Consider the following 14874-nt stretch of genomic DNA (forward strand, 5'->3'; position numbering starts at 1 on the left):
AACGACACACGCAGCCAGCATTCTGCCAGCATGTGTTGTGCCTTGATAGAGGGTCACGCCTGGCTGAGCGCACGAGGCTTGGCAAGTGGCGAGGTAGAGCCCCGGCTGTCGTAGAGCGAAGGGGCTTCACCGCCCATGAGGATTCTGATCTGGTTGGCCGTGGTGGCCTGCTGCAAAACGATGGATTGACCGTTACGTTCGTTGATGGTCTTGCATTCGTTGAGCAGATTGCCCAGCACATCGAGTTGCTGCAGCAATTGCGCACCCAGGTGCGATTGGCTGGCCAGTTTCTCGACGCCGGTGCGGTCTGGGGGCAGGCCCAGACTGGTGAGCAGCTCACTGCGCCGACGGCCCTGCTGATCAAGTAGCACTACCAGCGATTGCTTGTAGGCCAGGATATTTTCCAGCACCGGCATGTCCCGGCCGTGCAGGGCGACGTATTCGTCCTGCAGGAGCTGGAGCAGTTGTTGTGCCGGGCCGATATCGTCTTCGATCAGTTGCAGCAGGGTAGTGTCGTGCATGGCTGGCTCTTGGAGTCGTAGCGTCCTTGAAGTCAGCGCGCCAGAGGGCTAGCGCTGAGCTTCGAAATTAAGCAGTTTGCTGGCGACACGGTTGGCGTCGACCTGGTAGCTACCGTCGGCGATCGCCTGTTTCAACGCGGCCACACGGTCGCTGTTGACGATAGGCTGGTCGCGCAGCTTGTCGCTGACCTGTTGCAACTGCTGTGCCTCGTGGCTGAGGTGTACCGTTTCCCCGCTCTGGGCGGTGCTGGCAACTGCTTCGGACTGGCCTGCGCGGTTGCTGGCGGCGCTTTCCTGGCTATTGCCAGTGCGCAGGCCGCCCGTCACTGACGGGGAATTATTCAAACGACTGAAGTCGATGACCATGATCAGAAAACCTCTGGGAATTTGGACGCTTGCCCTTTTTTCGGCCGACCCGAAAAAAACTTTAGGCGCGAATGAATGATCCTTCGCGGCAGGTCCATCAGCCCGTACTGGGACACAGTTTAGGAAATGCAGTCCCTGATCGCCAGCTTTCATCAGCCGTGCGTGCGATGCGGCACAAGGTCACATGGCAACCTCCACCTGGCCGGGACCGGTTACCCTGGCCTTCACCACGCGCTTGGAGTTGAGGTTGCGCACGCGAATTTGCTCGCTTATGCCGCCTTTGGTCAAGGCTTCGCCGGGCATGCGCACGCTCAACGTGCCGCTGCGGGCGGTGATGACAACATGGTCACCCTTGCGGATCACCTCGGCCTGTTCCAGGTGAACCGGGGTGATGACCTGGTCGATGACCATTGGTCGGATAACTTTCTGTCCCAGTGCCTGGTCGAGGCTGGCGAGGAAACCCTGGCCAAGCAGGCCGACGTCGCGCTCACGCAGGGCGATGTCCTCTTCGCTGACCACGGCTTCGCGCTTGAGCGGGCGGGTGACCACCACCACGTCGCGGTACAGCTTGACCTGGGCGGGAACGAACACCGTCCATGGCGAGCTGCCATCACAGCGCACCCGCACGGTTACCCGGCCCAGCGGTTGCGCCGGGCTTTCCAGGTTGGCGCCCAGTTGTTCGCTGCACAGCGGCATGCGCAGGCGCGGGTCGAGGTTGTTGACCTGGATCTCGTAGCGGCCTTCGGTCTGGCTCTTTTCCAAATAGTCTTCAACAGTGAATTCAAGAAACCCCTGGGTGACACCGATAAGCTGTTCAGGCAAGGTGAAGGCGTCAGCCAGAGTTCGAGCGCCGGGAGTCAACAAGCACAGCGCAGCAAGGAAGCCGGGCAGATGGCGGTGCAGGCGTCGGAAAAATGTCGTTTTCGTTTTCATACAGTTAAAAAAGCAAGGCGCGTGCCGACCCGGTGCGCTGCCCCGAGCTTCGGTTGAGGAGTCTGGCATGGCTGGTGTTATGGATTCGGTGAACCAGCGCACGCAACTGGTTGGTCAGAATCGTCTTGAACTGCTGCTGTTTCGCCTTAATGGCAATCAGTTGTACGGGATCAACGTCTTCAAGGTCCGGGAAGTGCTGCAATGCCCGAGCCTGACGCTTCTGCCCAAATCCAGCCGGGTTGTGCGCGGTGTTGCGAATATTCGTGGGGCGACCATCCCGATCCTGGATCTGGCGATGGCGACCGGCTTGCCCGGTCTGAATGAAGATTCGAGCAAGAGTTTCGTCATCATTACCGAGTACAACACCAAGACCCAAGGGTTCCTGGTGCATTCGGTCGAACGCATCGTCAACATGAACTGGGAAGAGATCCATCCGCCACCCAAGGGAACCGGCCGCGATCACTACCTCACGGCAGTGACCCGGGTCGACAACAAGATGGTCGAGATCATCGACGTCGAGAAGATCCTTGCCGAAGTGGCGCCAAGTTCCGAATCGGTGTCTTCCGGCGTGATCGATCCCGAGGTGCAGAGCAAGGCGGTGTCGCTGCGGGTGCTCACCGTCGACGACTCGTCGGTGGCGCGCAAGCAGGTGAGTCGCTGCCTGCAGACCGTCGGCGTCGAGGTGGTCGCGCTCAACGACGGTCGTCAGGCGCTGGAGTACCTGCGCAAGATGGTCGACGAGGGCAAGCGTCCGGAAGAAGAGTTCCTGATGATGATTTCCGACATCGAGATGCCGGAGATGGATGGTTACACGCTGACCGCGGAAATCCGCAACGACCCGCGCATGCAAAAACTGCACATCATCCTGCATACTTCGCTGTCTGGTGTTTTCAACCAGGCGATGGTCAAGAAGGTCGGTGCAGACGACTTCCTCGCCAAGTTCAGGCCCGACGACCTGGCTCAGCGCGTGGTTGACCGGATCAAGGCCACACACTAATAACGGCCAGGGGTCGCGGCCCCTGGTGTTGTACATGATTTAAGAGGCGGCACCATTGTCTACGGGTAATTTGGATTTCGAGCAGTTCCGGGTCTTCCTGGAAAAAGCCTGTGGCATCCTGCTGGGCGAAAATAAGCAGTACCTGGTTTCCAGCCGTCTCAACAAGCTGATGGAACAGCAGGGCATCAAGACGCTGACCGAACTGGTACAGCGCATCCAGAACCAGCCGCGCAGCGGTTTGCGCGAGCAGGTGGTTGATGCCATGACCACCAACGAAACGCTCTGGTTTCGCGATACCTATCCCTTTGAAGTGCTGAAGAACAAGGTGTTGCCGGAGTTGGTCCGCAACAACCCGGGTCAGCGCCTGCGCATCTGGTCGGCGGCCTGCTCGTCCGGTCAGGAGCCGTATTCGATTTCCATGACCCTCGACGAGTTCGAGCGTGGCAACCTCGGCCAAATGAAAGCGGGCGCGCAGATTGTGGCGACCGATCTTTCCGGTGCGATGCTGGCCAACTGCAAAACCGGCGAGTACGACAGCCTGGCGATCGCGCGCGGTCTGTCCCAGGAACGCCTGCAACGCTATTTTGATCCCAAGGGCGCAGGCCGCTTTGCGATCAAGGCGCCGATCCGCAGCCGCGTGGAGTTCCGCTCCTTCAACCTGCTCGACAGCTACGCTGCGCTGGGCAAGTTCGACGTGGTGTTCTGCCGCAACGTGCTGATCTACTTCTCGGCGCAGGTCAAGAAAGACATCCTGACTCGCATCCATGCAACGCTGAAGCCAGGTGGCTACCTGTTCCTCGGCGCCTCCGAGGCGCTGAACGGCCTGCCGGACCATTACCAGATGGTCCAGTGCAGTCCGGGCATCATCTACCAGGCCAAGTAAGCGGGATTGTCGGTTGCTGTTCTGAACCGCACCAAATGAAAAGCCCCCGGTCTCGCGACCGGGGGCTTTTTCATTTCAACTGACCGCAACCGGCATCAGAAGTCGTAACGAACCTTGGCACTGAACACGTCAGCGTCGAAGCCCGACTTGCCGACGTAGTCGTAGTTCACGCCCAGAGTCACTGCGCCTAGCTTGTAGTCGGTACCGATACCGGCTTCGTAGCTGTTGCGTACGGCTTTGGCGCCGGTGGTCACGAACGGCGTATTGCCCAGCAGGAAGGTCGAGGTGCTGCTGGACTGGTCGGCGGCGAAGTCGTGATAAGCCATCAGCTTGACCTGCGGCTCCAGCGTGCCGGCGCCCAGTGCGTAGCTGCCGGCAACCCGGACGCCTGCGCCCAGTTCGATGGCTTCGTAGCGCTGGTCTTCGACTTTCAATGCGGCCGAAGAACCCTTCTCGCGGTAGCCGTCGATGTTCACCTGGCTGTAACGCGCGGCCATACGTGGTTCGACCAGCAGTTGCGGGCTGATTTTCCAGGTGTAACCGCCGACCAGGTTCAGACCCAGCAGGTCGCTGTCATAGCTGGCCTTGGCCTGGGTGCCGGCGATGCTGCGTTTGCTGTCGTTGTCGTTGACGCCGTAGGTCAGGCTGGCATCGACGAAGTAGTTGCCCAGCTCGTAACCGCCGTACAGGGTGAAGGCGTGGCTGTCGACTTCGGTCTTGTTGCCGCTTTTGCCGTTCACGTCGGTGTTGATGAAGCTGTAGGCCAGACCCAGGGTCACCTGGTCGTTCAACTTGCCGTCAGCACCCACCGCGATACCGCGGCTGTAGGCGTTGTAGCCGGCCACGCCGTCACGCAGGTCTTGCGAGGCGTCGCTGTACAGGCTCTGAACCCAGACGCCGGCTTCCTTGAAGCCTTCGCCGGACGATGCGCCGCGCAGGCTGCTGGTGCGGCTGCCGGTGACGTTGCTGACCAGGCTCTGGCTGGTGGTTGCAGCCTGGGTGGCGCCGCCGTTCACTTCTGGCGACAGTTGCTCGGCCAGTTGAGTCAGTTGCGCTTCGTCGGTGTTGAGCAGGGCCTGCAGCAGCGGGTCGTTCGGGTTCTGCTGGCGGATGCGGTTGATCACGCCGTCGTTGACCAGGCTGCCAATGGCTTTCTGGCTATTGGCCGAACCGCCGTTGCCGACGATGATCTGCTCGACTTCTTCCTTGCCCTTGCCAGTGACGGTAGCCACCAGGGTGTTGTTCTCGACGCTGTAGCTGTCGATTTTCAGCAGGGCCGAGGAGCTGGCCAGGTTGAACTTGGCGTTCGGGTCGATTTTGTCGTTTTCGTCCAGCAAATCGATCCGGCCGGCTTCGATCAACTTGTAAGTGCTGCCATTGGCGGAGAAATCTTCGCCTTGGGCGGACAGCAGGACCTTCACATTCTTGTCGAACTCGGCGATGCCGGTGACGCTCAACACCGCGACATCCGGGTTGGTGGCGCTGCTCAGGTTCAGGCCCAGTGTCGAGTTGGTGGCCATGTACAGGTTGCCGTAGAGGCTGGTGTGCGTGCCGAGCAGGTTCAGTTGCGATGTCGGATTGCCTGGCGCATCACCCACTTCGAACCAGCTGCCGGTGTCTTTCATGCGGATGTTGTAGCCATCGGCCTCGGCGCTGGTGCCGGTGAAGTCGACATTGCCGAGCACGCCTACGTTGGACAGGTCGATCAGGTTGCCGACGACCTGGCTGCCGTTCTGCAGCACCAGAGTAACGCGGCCGCGGCTTTCGCTGGCGTCGACGGCTTCATCTTCGGAGATCAGTTTGCCGCTGTTGATGATCCGTAGCGGAGTGTATTGACCGCGTTGACCGGTTGGGTCGTTTTCCAGGTCGAGGTCAAACCCGCCAATAACGATGGCTGCATCGGTAGCCTGGATCGTGCCGGTGTTGATCAGATGATTTTCTTCGCTGGTGAAGCTGGCGCCATCGATGCGGATGCCTTCAGCGTCGTCGCCGCTGGCGATGATGGTGCCGTGGTTCTCGATGCCGGCCAGGTCGGTCATGTCGACCTGCGGCCAGCGCTCGTTCGAGGTGACGTCGATGGCGGTGGCGCCTGCACCGGTGACCTGGATCAGGCCGCGGTTGATGACTTTGCCGACGATCTCTCCGCCTTCCAGGTTGATGCCCTTGGCGTCACGGCCTTCGGCGATGATGCGGCCGGTCGCGGCGTTCACCAGGTCGCCCTTGATCGTGGTCGAGCCGCTCATGTCGATGGCGCGGGCCACGTCGGTGCCGCCATCGTCGGTCAGGGGTTCACCTTTGGCCAGCAGCAGGCCTTCGTTGATCACGCTGCCGCCGATGATGGCCGGGTCGATCATCAGGGCGTTGGCGCCGCCGCCGATCGCGCTGATGCTGCCTTTGTTGATGACGCTGCCGTCGATGCGGTTGTTGATCCAGATATTGCCGTCTTCGTAGACATCCATGTCCACGCCGCCGGCGAAGTCGCCGGTGCTATTGATAGTGGCGTTGAGGATCAGGTCTTTCTGCAGGTGGCTGCCATTGAATTCGATGGCGTCCTCGTCGCTACCGCCGGTGTAGGTGCCGGTGATTTCGAGGTTTTCGCTGTAGGTCTGGCGTTCGCTGAGGAAACCGGCATTGGTCAGCTGCACGGTCTGTGCCCAGGCGGGCAGGGTGGTGGCGGTTACCGCCAGGGCGAGCAGGGTCTTGCGGAAAATCGGGGAGGCCACAGTTCATTCCTTAAACGTCTTTGGAGTCACGGTGCGTCCTTGCGTGGTGCAGGCCTGGCTGGTAATGGCGGCGCTAGAGCCACGCAACGAGCGCGGCGGATGGTAACGAACCTGCCATTAAAATGACATCCTTTTGACGCCAGCTTTCCGTGAGGTTGGTTGCCACAAAAGGACCCTTTCAGCGGCGGCCATCGGCAAGCGGCAACTCGCGGCATTGCCGCTTTGCTGGCGGCAGGCGGAAATCCATTGCCGCTTTTCTGGCATTGCCGCCTGCGGCATTTCAGCAAAAGCCCCGGTTTTACTGGGGTTTAGTGTTTTGGCATGGGACTTGCTCTTTCATCGGCAACGAACCATCCGGCCAACCTTCGAAGGTTTCCCCGACATGAGCATCAGTTTCGACAAAGCGCTTGGCATCCATGAAAAGGCCCTCGGCTTCCGCGCCCAGCGCGCCGAAGTGCTGGCCAACAACATCGCCAACGCCGATACGCCGAACTTCAAGGCGCGGGACATGGACTTCTCGTCCGTTCTGCAGGCCGAGACCGACAAGGTCAAGAACGGCCACTTCGCCCTGGACCGGACCAACTCCAAGCACATCGAAGCCGAAGGCGTGACCCTCAGCGACGAAGCGCTGCAATACCGCACGCCGATGCAGCCGTCGATCGACCAGAACACCGTCGATGCGCAGCTTGAGCAATCGAGCTACGCCGAGAACTCGGTCGGTTTCCAGGCCAGCTTCACGCTGCTCAACAGTAAATTCAAAGGGCTGGTTTCGGCCCTGCGCGGAGAGTAATCCATGTCCCTCGCCAGTGTTTTCAACATCGCCGGTAGCGGCATGAGCGCCCAGACCACCCGTCTGAACACCGTCGCTTCGAATATCGCCAACGCCGAGACCGTCTCGTCGAGCATCGACCAGACCTATCGCGCCCGTCACCCGGTGTTCGCCACCACCTTCCAGCAGGCCCAGAACGGCAGTCAGTCGCTGTTCCAGGACCAGGATGCGGCAGGGCAGGGCGTGCAGGTGCTTGGCGTGGTCGAGGACCAGAGCAATCTCGAAGCCCGCTACGAGCCGAACCATCCGGCGGCGAACAAGGACGGCTACGTCTACTACCCGAACGTCAATGTCGTCGAGGAAATGGCCGACATGATTTCGGCCAGTCGTTCCTTCCAGACCAACGCCGAGTTGATGAACACGGCCAAGACCATGATGCAGAAAGTTCTGACCCTGGGTCAGTGATAAAGGACCACGCCAATGGCCAGCGTCAACGATACAACCGCAGGAGTTAACCTGAACGACGTCATCAAGGCGTCGGCGAAGACCACGACGACTCAAACGGGTGTCGCCTCCGCTACCAACAGCTCGACCGGCGGTAAGACGCTGGGCAAGGATGCGTTCCTGCAGTTGCTGGTTACCCAGATGCAGCATCAGAACCCGCTCGATCCGCAGGACAACAGCGAGTTCGTCGCTCAGTTGGCGCAGTTCAGCAGCCTGGAAGGCATCACCTCGCTTAACGAGTCGGTGACCGCGATTTCCGGCAACTACAAATCGTCGCAGGCGCTGCAGGCGTCGTCGCTGGTGGGTCGCTCGGTGATCGCCCAGACCGACAAGGCAGTGGTCGATACCACCAAGAGCCTGAGCGGTTCGGTCGTGGTGCCGCAGTCGGTGAGCAGTGTCACGCTCTCCATCACCGACAAGGACGGCAACGTCGTGCGTACCATCGACATGGGTGCACAAGCGGCCGGCAATGCCGCGTTCGTCTGGGACGGCAAGAACGGAAGTGGCGAAGTGCTTTCGCCGGGGACCTACAACTTCAAGGCCACCACCACTGTCGATGGCAAGGCCATGGAAATGTACACCTTGCTGCCGGCCACGGTCAGCAGCGTCACCATCAGTCAGACAGGGGGCGAGATGATGTTGAACCTCGCCGGTCAGGGCAGCGTCGCGCTGTCCAAAGTCCAAACCATCGGTATATAGAGCCGGCTAACGCGGCACAGGAGTGGAAAGATGTCTTTCAATATCGGCCTTAGCGGTCTCTATGCAGCCAGCAAGCAGCTCGACGTTACCGGCAACAACATTGCCAACGTCGCGACCACCGGTTTCAAATCCTCCCGCGCGGAGTTCGAAGACGTTTACTCGGCCAGCAAGCTGGGCGTCGGCAGCAAGACCGTCGGTAACGGCGTGCGTCTGGCTGCGGTCTCGCAACAGTTCGGCCAGGGTGACATCAACAACACCGGCAACGTGCTGGACATGGGTATCCAGGGTCAGGGTTACTTCATCCTCAGCGACAACGGTTCGCTGAGCTACACCCGTTCCGGCGCCTTCCAGACCAACAAGGACAACTACGTCGTCACCAACGACGGCGTACGCCTGCAGGGTTATGCCGCAGACGAAAACGGCACCATCCTCAAGTCCGGTCTTACCGACCTGAAAATCGACACCTCGGCACTGGCACCGAAGGCCACCAGCCTGATCGACCAGGGCATCAACCTGAACTCCTCGGCCGACAGCATTCCGCTGCCGACCGCAACGCCGGCCGGCCCGACCTTCGTGCCAACCGACGAGACCACGTACAACAAGAAGTTCTCGACCGAGATCTACGATAGCCAGGGTAATAAACACACCATGGAGCAGTACTATCGCAAGACCGATCAGAACACCTGGACCATGTACACCCTGGTCGACGGTCGCAACCCGCAGAACCCGGCGAGCACCACGCCGCTGGTGGGTAGCATGACCTTCAAGTCCGATGGCACCATCAACACCATGACCGGTACGACCGCTCCGGATGACAGCTTCGCGGTGGTCAACAACGTCTTCACCCTGAAGGGCTGGATTCCGTCGGCGTACAACGCTACTACCGGTACCTGGAGCCCGAACGGTTCGGTCGGCAATGCCGACGGCATCCGCGTGGACATGAACTCGACGTCCTCCTACAACACCGAGACCGCGCGCCTGTCGCAGTCCCAGGACGGCTATGCCACCGGTATCCTGTCGAGCCTGAGCATCGACTCCACCGGCGTCATGTTCGCAAGCTTCAGCAACCAGCAGTCTCGCGCCATTGGCCAGGTGGCAATTGCCAGCTTCGCCAACGAGCAGGGTCTGCAGCAGCAGGGCGGCACGCGCTGGAAAGAAACCTACGCGTCGGGCATTCCTGGCGTCGACACGCCGAAGACCGGCACCCTGGGTTCGATCCAGTCCAACTCCCTGGAAGAGTCCAACGTCAACCTGACCCAGGAACTGGTCGAGCTGGTGAAGGCGCAGTCCAACTACCAGGCCAACGCCAAGACCATCTCCACTCAGAGCTCCATCATGCAGACCATCATCCAGATGACCTGATGGCGGTGGCGCCGGTTCATCCGGTGCCCTGAGTGTTACGCGAGCCCCTTCCCGGTCCGGGCGGGGGTTCGTTGTTTTCGGAGGTATGTGATGAAGCGATCCCTGTGTCTTGTGCTGGTACTGTTGGCGGCCCAGTCCTGGGCGGCAATGGCGCCCTGGTACCGCTGGGAAAGCCAGGCCGACGGGCGTCTGGTGTGTTCGCAGCATTCGCCGGGCGAGGGCTGGAGGCAATTTGCCGGGCCCTTCAGCAATGCCGGGTGCCGTCCCTGAATGTCCGGGGGCGGGATCTTGCCGCCAGCGGCAGCCTGCCGCCGATAATTTGTCTTTCTCTCTCTCCCTGAAACGACCCTCAATCGACAAAGCCCCGAAAACACTGGGCTTTTGCACTCGTTTCATTAATTGGTTCGAAAATTGCTTCACCGTGCCAGAGCAGCGGTGAACGGCAAGTGTTCGCCAGCGCAGCGGAGGATGACTGTGGACAAGATGCTATACGTGGCCATGACCGGCGCCAGCCAGAACGCGCTGGCCCAGCGGGCCCACGCCAACAACCTGGCGAACATTTCCACCAGCGGTTTTCAGCGTGACCTGGAGCAGGCGCGTTCGATGCCGGTTTTCGGTGACAGCTTTCCGGCGCGGGCCTATGCCATGACCGAGCGCCCGGCGACCGATTTCAGCCCCGGTGCGCTGCAGGAAACCGGCCGTGACATGGACGTTGCCATCGGCGGCGACGGTTTCATTGCCGTGCAGGCGCCCGACGGCAGCGAAGCCTATGTGCGTACCGCGAGCCTGAACATTGACGCCGTTGGTGTCCTGCGCGCCGGCAATGGCATGCCGGTGATGGGCAACGGTGGTCCGATCGCCGTGCCGCCTGAGCAGAAGGTCGAGATCGGCCAGGACGGCACCATCAGCATCCGCGCCATGGGCGAAGGCCCGCGGGTGATGGCTGAGGTTGACCGGATCAAGCTGGTCAATCCGGACCTGAAGACCATGACCAAAGGCCTCGATGGCCTGATCCATACCAAGAGCGGCCAGCCTGCCGACGCCGATGCCAATGTGCAGGTGGTGTCCGGCTTCCTGGAGGCGAGCAACGTCAATGCCGTGGAAGAGATGACCTCGGTCCTCGCCCTGGCCCGGCAGTTCGAACTGCACGTCAAGATGATGAACACGGCCAAGGAAGGCGACGAAGCCATGGCTCGGGTTTTGCAAATCAGCTAATTACACAGGCGTAGCGCCGTAAAACAGGCGTACGAGGAGAACAGCATGCTTCCGGCTCTTTGGGTCAGTAAAACCGGTCTGTCCGCCCAGGACACCAACCTCACCGTCATCTCCAACAACCTGGCGAACGTCTCGACCACCGGTTTCAAACGTGATCGCGCCGAGTTCCAGGACCTGCTCTATCAGGTCAAGCGCCAGCCAGGTGCCCAGTCGACCCAGGACAGCGAACTGCCGTCGGGTCTGCAGGTCGGTACCGGTGTGCGCATCGTCGGCACCCAGAAAAACTTCATGACCGGCAGCCTGCAAACCACCGAGAACCCGCTGGACCTCGCGGTCAACGGCCGTGGTTTCTTCCAGGTTCTGCAGCCGGATGGCACCGTTTCCTACACCCGTGACGGCACCTTCCACCTGAACTCCGATGGCCAGGTCGTGACTGCCAACGGCTTCGCCCTGGAACCGGCTGTTGTCGTGCCGCCAGATGCGCAGACCTTCACCGTTGGCCAGGACGGCACCGTGTCGATCACCACCGCCGGCAGCCCTGCCGCACAGGTCATCGGCAACATCCAGACCGCCGACTTCATCAACCCGGCCGGTCTGCAGGCCATGGGTGGCAACCTGTTCCTGGAAACCGCCGCCAGCGGCGCGCCGCAGATCGGTACCCCGGGCCTCAACGGCTTCGGCACCACCCTGCAGCAAACCCTGGAAAACTCCAACGTCAGCACCGTGGAAGAGCTGGTCAACATGATCACCACCCAACGCGCCTACGAAATGAACTCCAAGGTCATTTCCACCGCCGACCAGATGCTCTCGTACGTTACCCAGAACCTGTAATTGAAGTAGCTGTTACACCGTGAGGTCAGAGTCATGAGCCGTTTGCTATCCGTATTCGCCCTGGGGGGGGCGGTGTTGCTGGCTGGTTGCGTCGCGCCGACGCCCAAGCCCAACGATCCGTACTACGCGCCGGTATTGCCGCGTACGCCCCTGCCGGCGGCGGCCAACAACGGCTCGATCTACCAGGCCGGTTTCGAGCAGAACCTGTACAGCGACCGCAAGGCGTTCCGGGTCGGTGACATCATCACCATCACCCTGAACGAGCGCACCCAGGCCAGCAAGAACGCCAACTCGCAGATCGGCAAGAACAGCAATGCCGAGCTGGGCCTGACCTCGTTGTTCGGTTCGAGCCTGACCACCAACAACCCGATCGGCAGCAACGACCTGAGCCTCAGCGCCGGCTACAGCGGCGACCGCACCACCAAAGGCGACAGCAAGGCGGCCCAGGGCAACACCCTGACCGGCTCGATCACGGTCACCGTGGCCGACGTGCTGCCCAACGGCATCATTGCCGTGCGCGGCGAGAAATGGATGACGCTCAATACCGGTGACGAACTGGTACGCATCGCCGGCATGGTTCGCGCCGACGACATCGCCACCGACAACACCGTGCCGTCGACCCGGGTCGCCGATGCGCGCATCACCTATTCGGGAACCGGTTCCTTCGCCGACGCCAGCCAGCCGGGATGGTTCGACCGCTTCTTCCTCAGCCCGCTTTTCCCGTTCTAGGTCCGGATGCCCATGTTCAACTTCAAGCAACTGCTTGCCGCGACCCTTCTGCTCAGTGCGGCGTTCAGCGCCCACGCCGAGCGCCTGAAGGACATCGCCAGCATTTCCGGCGTGCGCTCCAACCAGTTGATTGGTTACGGCCTGGTCGTGGGCCTGAACGGTACGGGTGACCAGACCACCCAGACCCCGTTTACCCTGCAGACCTTCAACAACATGCTCTCGCAGTTCGGCATCAAGGTGCCGGCCGGCTCGGGTAACGTGCAGTTGAAGAACGTCGCCGCAGTGTCGATTCATGCAGACCTGCCGCCGTTCGCCAAGCCGGGCCAGGTGGTCGACATTACCGTGTCCTCCATCGGTAACTCCAAGAGCCTGCGCGGCGGCAGCCTGCTGATGACGCCGCTCAAGGGTATCGACGGCAACGTCTACGCCATCGCCCAGGGCAACCTGGTGGTGGGCGGTTTCGACGCCGAAGGTCGCGACGGCTCGAAGATCACCGTCAACGTGCCGTCGGCCGGTCGCATTCCCGGCGGTGCTTCGGTGGAGCGGGCCGTGCCGAGCGGTTTCAACCAGGGCAACAGCCTGACCCTGAACCTCAACCGTCCGGACTTCACCACGGCCAAGCGCATCGTCGACAAGGTCAACGAACTGCTCGGCCCGGGCGTTGCCCAGGCGGTGGATGGCGGTTCGGTGCGGGTCACCGCGCCGCTGGATCCGGGGCAGCGGGTCGATTACCTGTCGATCCTCGAGAACCTTGAGATCGATCCGGGTCAGGCGGTGGCCAAAGTCATCATCAACTCGCGTACCGGCACCATCGTCATCGGGCAGAACGTCAAGGTGTCGCCGGCCGCAGTGACCCACGGCAGCCTGACCGTGACCATCACCGAAGACCCGATCGTCAGCCAGCCGGGCGCGTTCTCCAACGGCCAGACTGCCGTGGTACCACGCTCGCGGGTCAATGCCGAGCAGGAAGCCAAGCCGATGTTCAAGTTCGGCCCGGGCACCACGCTTGACGAGATCGTCCGTGCCGTCAACCAGGTCGGCGCCGCGCCGAGCGACCTGATGGCAATCCTCGAAGCCCTGAAACAGGCCGGCGCCTTGCAGGCCGACCTGATCGTGATCTGAGGCCTCGCGCGTATGGACATGCCAAAAAGCACCAACTACAGCGCCACCGATAGCGGTGCCTACACCGACCTCAATCGCCTCAACTCGATGAAGGTCGGCGACCGCGACAGCGAAGGCAACCTGCGCAAGGTGGCGCAGGAATTCGAGTCGTTGTTCCTCAACGAAATGCTCAAGTCCGTGCGTTCGGCCACCGATGTGCTGGCCAAGGACAACCCGCTCAACACCGAAACCACCAAGCAGTACCAGCAGATGTACGACCAGCAACTGTCGGTCAGCCTGTCCCGCGAGGGCGGCGGCATTGGTCTGCAGGACGTGCTGATGCGCCAGTTGTCCAAGCAGAAGGGCGTGAGCGTCAACACCAGCCCGTTCCCGCGGGTCGATGTGCAGCAACGTGCGCTGTGGGCGAGCAAAGTGGCCGAGCCGGTCCGAAATGCCGAAGAAACCGGCACCACCCGCAACGATGTGGCCGCGCTCAACTCCCGACGCCTGGCGTTGCCGGGCAAGCTGACCGACCGCCTGCTGGCGGGTATCGTGCCGTCCGCCGATGCTGCCGCTGCCACCACCAACACCGCCGCGCTGCCGCAGCGCACCACCGCCGCCACCGATGCGGTGGTCAAGGGCGACTGGGAGCCGGCGAAGAGTTTCGCAGCGCCGAATTCGATGCAGGTCTACGGTCGTGCCGTGGCCCAGCCACCGCTGGCACCGGCGAAAAAAGCGTTCTCGTCCAGCGACGAATTCGTCAGCACCATGCTGCCGATGGCCGAGCAGGCCGCCAAGCGCATCGGTATCGATCCGCGCTACCTGGTGGCCCAGGCTGCGCTGGAAACCGGCTGGGGCAAGTCGGTCATGCGTTCCTCCGATGGCAGCAGCAGCCACAACCTGTTCGGCATCAAGGCCACCGGTAACTGGCAGGGCGATTCGGCGCGGGCGATCACCAGCGAATTCCGCGATGGCCAGTTCGTCAAGGAAACGGCGGCGTTCCGTTCCTACGACTCCTACCAGGACAGCTTCCACGATCTGGTCAGCCTGTTGCAGAACAACAGCCGCTATCAAGAAGCGGTGAAGTCGGCCGATAACCCAGAACAGTTTGTGCGAGAGCTGCAAAAAGCCGGGTACGCAACCGACCCGGATTACGCCAGCAAGATCTCGCAGATCGCAAAACAGATGAAGTCGTACGATAGCTACGCGGCGATTGGCGCAACTACGAAACTATAAGGTTT

The 14874-nt window shown here is 61.4% G+C and carries 16 protein-coding genes; 12 read left to right on the top strand and 4 right to left on the bottom strand.

Annotation, left to right across the window (positions count from 1 at the left end; all coding sequences use genetic code 11):
* Positions 1 to 53: 53 nt before the first annotated feature.
* From HWV67_RS12840 to flgA, 3 genes are all read right to left on the bottom strand, one after another.
* Positions 54 to 521 (bottom strand): flagella synthesis protein FlgN, encoded by a 468-nt coding sequence (locus tag HWV67_RS12840; protein ID WP_095156918.1) that lies wholly within the window; start codon positions 519 to 521, stop codon positions 54 to 56.
* A gap of 48 nt (positions 522 to 569) precedes the next feature.
* Entirely contained in the window at positions 570 to 887 is a 318-nt protein-coding gene (flgM, locus tag HWV67_RS12845; RefSeq protein ID WP_095156919.1) for a flagellar biosynthesis anti-sigma factor FlgM, read from the bottom strand.
* A 180-nt stretch (positions 888 to 1067) separates the two neighbouring features.
* A complete protein-coding gene (gene flgA / locus HWV67_RS12850; RefSeq protein WP_095156920.1) occupies positions 1068 to 1820 on the bottom strand; it encodes a flagellar basal body P-ring formation chaperone FlgA in 753 nt (250 codons plus the stop codon).
* A gap of 67 nt (positions 1821 to 1887) precedes the next feature.
* Here flgA and HWV67_RS12855 point away from each other — a divergent pair, with 67 nt between their 5' ends.
* On the top strand, positions 1888 to 2817 hold the full coding sequence (locus HWV67_RS12855) for a chemotaxis protein CheV (RefSeq protein ID WP_110969464.1): 930 nt from the start codon (positions 1888 to 1890) through the stop codon (positions 2815 to 2817).
* A gap of 55 nt (positions 2818 to 2872) precedes the next feature.
* Entirely contained in the window at positions 2873 to 3700 is an 828-nt protein-coding gene (gene cheR, locus HWV67_RS12860; RefSeq protein WP_095156922.1) for a protein-glutamate O-methyltransferase CheR, read from the top strand.
* A gap of 95 nt (positions 3701 to 3795) precedes the next feature.
* Here cheR and HWV67_RS12865 read toward each other — a convergent pair whose 3' ends face one another.
* Entirely contained in the window at positions 3796 to 6423 is a 2628-nt protein-coding gene (locus tag HWV67_RS12865) for an autotransporter family protein (RefSeq protein ID WP_256680108.1), read from the bottom strand.
* A 382-nt stretch (positions 6424 to 6805) separates the two neighbouring features.
* Between HWV67_RS12865 and flgB the strand changes: the two genes are divergently transcribed.
* The 10 genes from flgB to flgJ all read left to right on the top strand — a co-directional run bounded on the left by flgB (position 6806) and on the right by flgJ (position 14869).
* On the top strand, positions 6806 to 7213 hold the full coding sequence (gene flgB / locus HWV67_RS12870; protein ID WP_095156923.1) for a flagellar basal body rod protein FlgB: 408 nt from the start codon (positions 6806 to 6808) through the stop codon (positions 7211 to 7213).
* Positions 7214 to 7216: 3 nt separating this feature from the next.
* Positions 7217 to 7657: a flagellar basal body rod protein FlgC gene (flgC, locus tag HWV67_RS12875; RefSeq protein WP_009402938.1), complete on the top strand. Its 441-nt coding sequence runs from the start codon at positions 7217 to 7219 to the stop codon at positions 7655 to 7657.
* Positions 7658 to 7672: 15 nt separating this feature from the next.
* The gene (flgD, locus tag HWV67_RS12880) at positions 7673 to 8395 is read left to right on the top strand and encodes a flagellar hook assembly protein FlgD (protein WP_175651504.1); all 723 of its coding nucleotides are present in this window, start codon (positions 7673 to 7675) and stop codon (positions 8393 to 8395) included.
* A 30-nt stretch (positions 8396 to 8425) separates the two neighbouring features.
* Positions 8426 to 9757 (top strand): flagellar hook protein FlgE, encoded by a 1332-nt coding sequence (gene flgE, locus HWV67_RS12885; protein ID WP_110969462.1) that lies wholly within the window; start codon positions 8426 to 8428, stop codon positions 9755 to 9757.
* A gap of 90 nt (positions 9758 to 9847) precedes the next feature.
* Complete coding sequence (locus HWV67_RS12890; RefSeq protein ID WP_175651505.1) at positions 9848 to 10027, top strand: hypothetical protein; 180 nt, start codon at positions 9848 to 9850, stop codon at positions 10025 to 10027.
* Between the two features lie 204 nt (positions 10028 to 10231).
* Positions 10232 to 10972: a flagellar basal body rod protein FlgF gene (locus HWV67_RS12895; RefSeq protein ID WP_110969461.1), complete on the top strand. Its 741-nt coding sequence runs from the start codon at positions 10232 to 10234 to the stop codon at positions 10970 to 10972.
* A 45-nt stretch (positions 10973 to 11017) separates the two neighbouring features.
* Positions 11018 to 11803: a flagellar basal-body rod protein FlgG gene (gene flgG, locus HWV67_RS12900; RefSeq protein WP_095156928.1), complete on the top strand. Its 786-nt coding sequence runs from the start codon at positions 11018 to 11020 to the stop codon at positions 11801 to 11803.
* A 33-nt stretch (positions 11804 to 11836) separates the two neighbouring features.
* Complete coding sequence (gene flgH, locus HWV67_RS12905) at positions 11837 to 12532, top strand: flagellar basal body L-ring protein FlgH (protein WP_175651506.1); 696 nt, start codon at positions 11837 to 11839, stop codon at positions 12530 to 12532.
* A 12-nt stretch (positions 12533 to 12544) separates the two neighbouring features.
* Positions 12545 to 13654, top strand: coding sequence for a flagellar basal body P-ring protein FlgI (locus HWV67_RS12910; RefSeq protein WP_095156930.1), 1110 nt, complete (start codon positions 12545 to 12547; stop codon positions 13652 to 13654).
* Between the two features lie 12 nt (positions 13655 to 13666).
* Positions 13667 to 14869: a flagellar assembly peptidoglycan hydrolase FlgJ gene (gene flgJ / locus HWV67_RS12915; protein ID WP_175651507.1), complete on the top strand. Its 1203-nt coding sequence runs from the start codon at positions 13667 to 13669 to the stop codon at positions 14867 to 14869.
* Positions 14870 to 14874 lie beyond the last annotated feature (5 nt).

Source organism: Pseudomonas sp. Marseille-P9899 (assembly GCF_903166565.1).
Taxonomy (GTDB): Bacteria; Pseudomonadota; Gammaproteobacteria; order Pseudomonadales; family Pseudomonadaceae; genus Aquipseudomonas; species Aquipseudomonas huaxiensis.

Excerpts from the sequence above, each read along its gene's own strand:
- flgC (WP_009402938.1), top strand. The coding sequence starts at position 7,217 with ATGTCCCTCGCCAGTGTTTTCAACATCGCCGGTAGCGGCATGAGCGCC.
- HWV67_RS12890 (WP_175651505.1), top strand. The coding sequence starts at position 9,848 with ATGAAGCGATCCCTGTGTCTTGTGCTGGTACTGTTGGCGGCCCAGTCC.
- flgJ (WP_175651507.1), top strand. The coding sequence starts at position 13,667 with ATGGACATGCCAAAAAGCACCAACTACAGCGCCACCGATAGCGGTGCC.
- flgM (WP_095156919.1), bottom strand. The coding sequence starts at position 887 with ATGGTCATCGACTTCAGTCGTTTGAATAATTCCCCGTCAGTGACGGGC.
- flgG (WP_095156928.1), top strand. The coding sequence starts at position 11,018 with ATGCTTCCGGCTCTTTGGGTCAGTAAAACCGGTCTGTCCGCCCAGGAC.
- HWV67_RS12855 (WP_110969464.1), top strand. The coding sequence starts at position 1,888 with ATGGCTGGTGTTATGGATTCGGTGAACCAGCGCACGCAACTGGTTGGT.
- HWV67_RS12910 (WP_095156930.1), top strand. The coding sequence starts at position 12,545 with ATGTTCAACTTCAAGCAACTGCTTGCCGCGACCCTTCTGCTCAGTGCG.
- flgA (WP_095156920.1), bottom strand. The coding sequence starts at position 1,820 with ATGAAAACGAAAACGACATTTTTCCGACGCCTGCACCGCCATCTGCCC.
- flgH (WP_175651506.1), top strand. The coding sequence starts at position 11,837 with ATGAGCCGTTTGCTATCCGTATTCGCCCTGGGGGGGGCGGTGTTGCTG.
- flgE (WP_110969462.1), top strand. The coding sequence starts at position 8,426 with ATGTCTTTCAATATCGGCCTTAGCGGTCTCTATGCAGCCAGCAAGCAG.
- flgB (WP_095156923.1), top strand. The coding sequence starts at position 6,806 with ATGAGCATCAGTTTCGACAAAGCGCTTGGCATCCATGAAAAGGCCCTC.
- HWV67_RS12840 (WP_095156918.1), bottom strand. The coding sequence starts at position 521 with ATGCACGACACTACCCTGCTGCAACTGATCGAAGACGATATCGGCCCG.
- flgD (WP_175651504.1), top strand. The coding sequence starts at position 7,673 with ATGGCCAGCGTCAACGATACAACCGCAGGAGTTAACCTGAACGACGTC.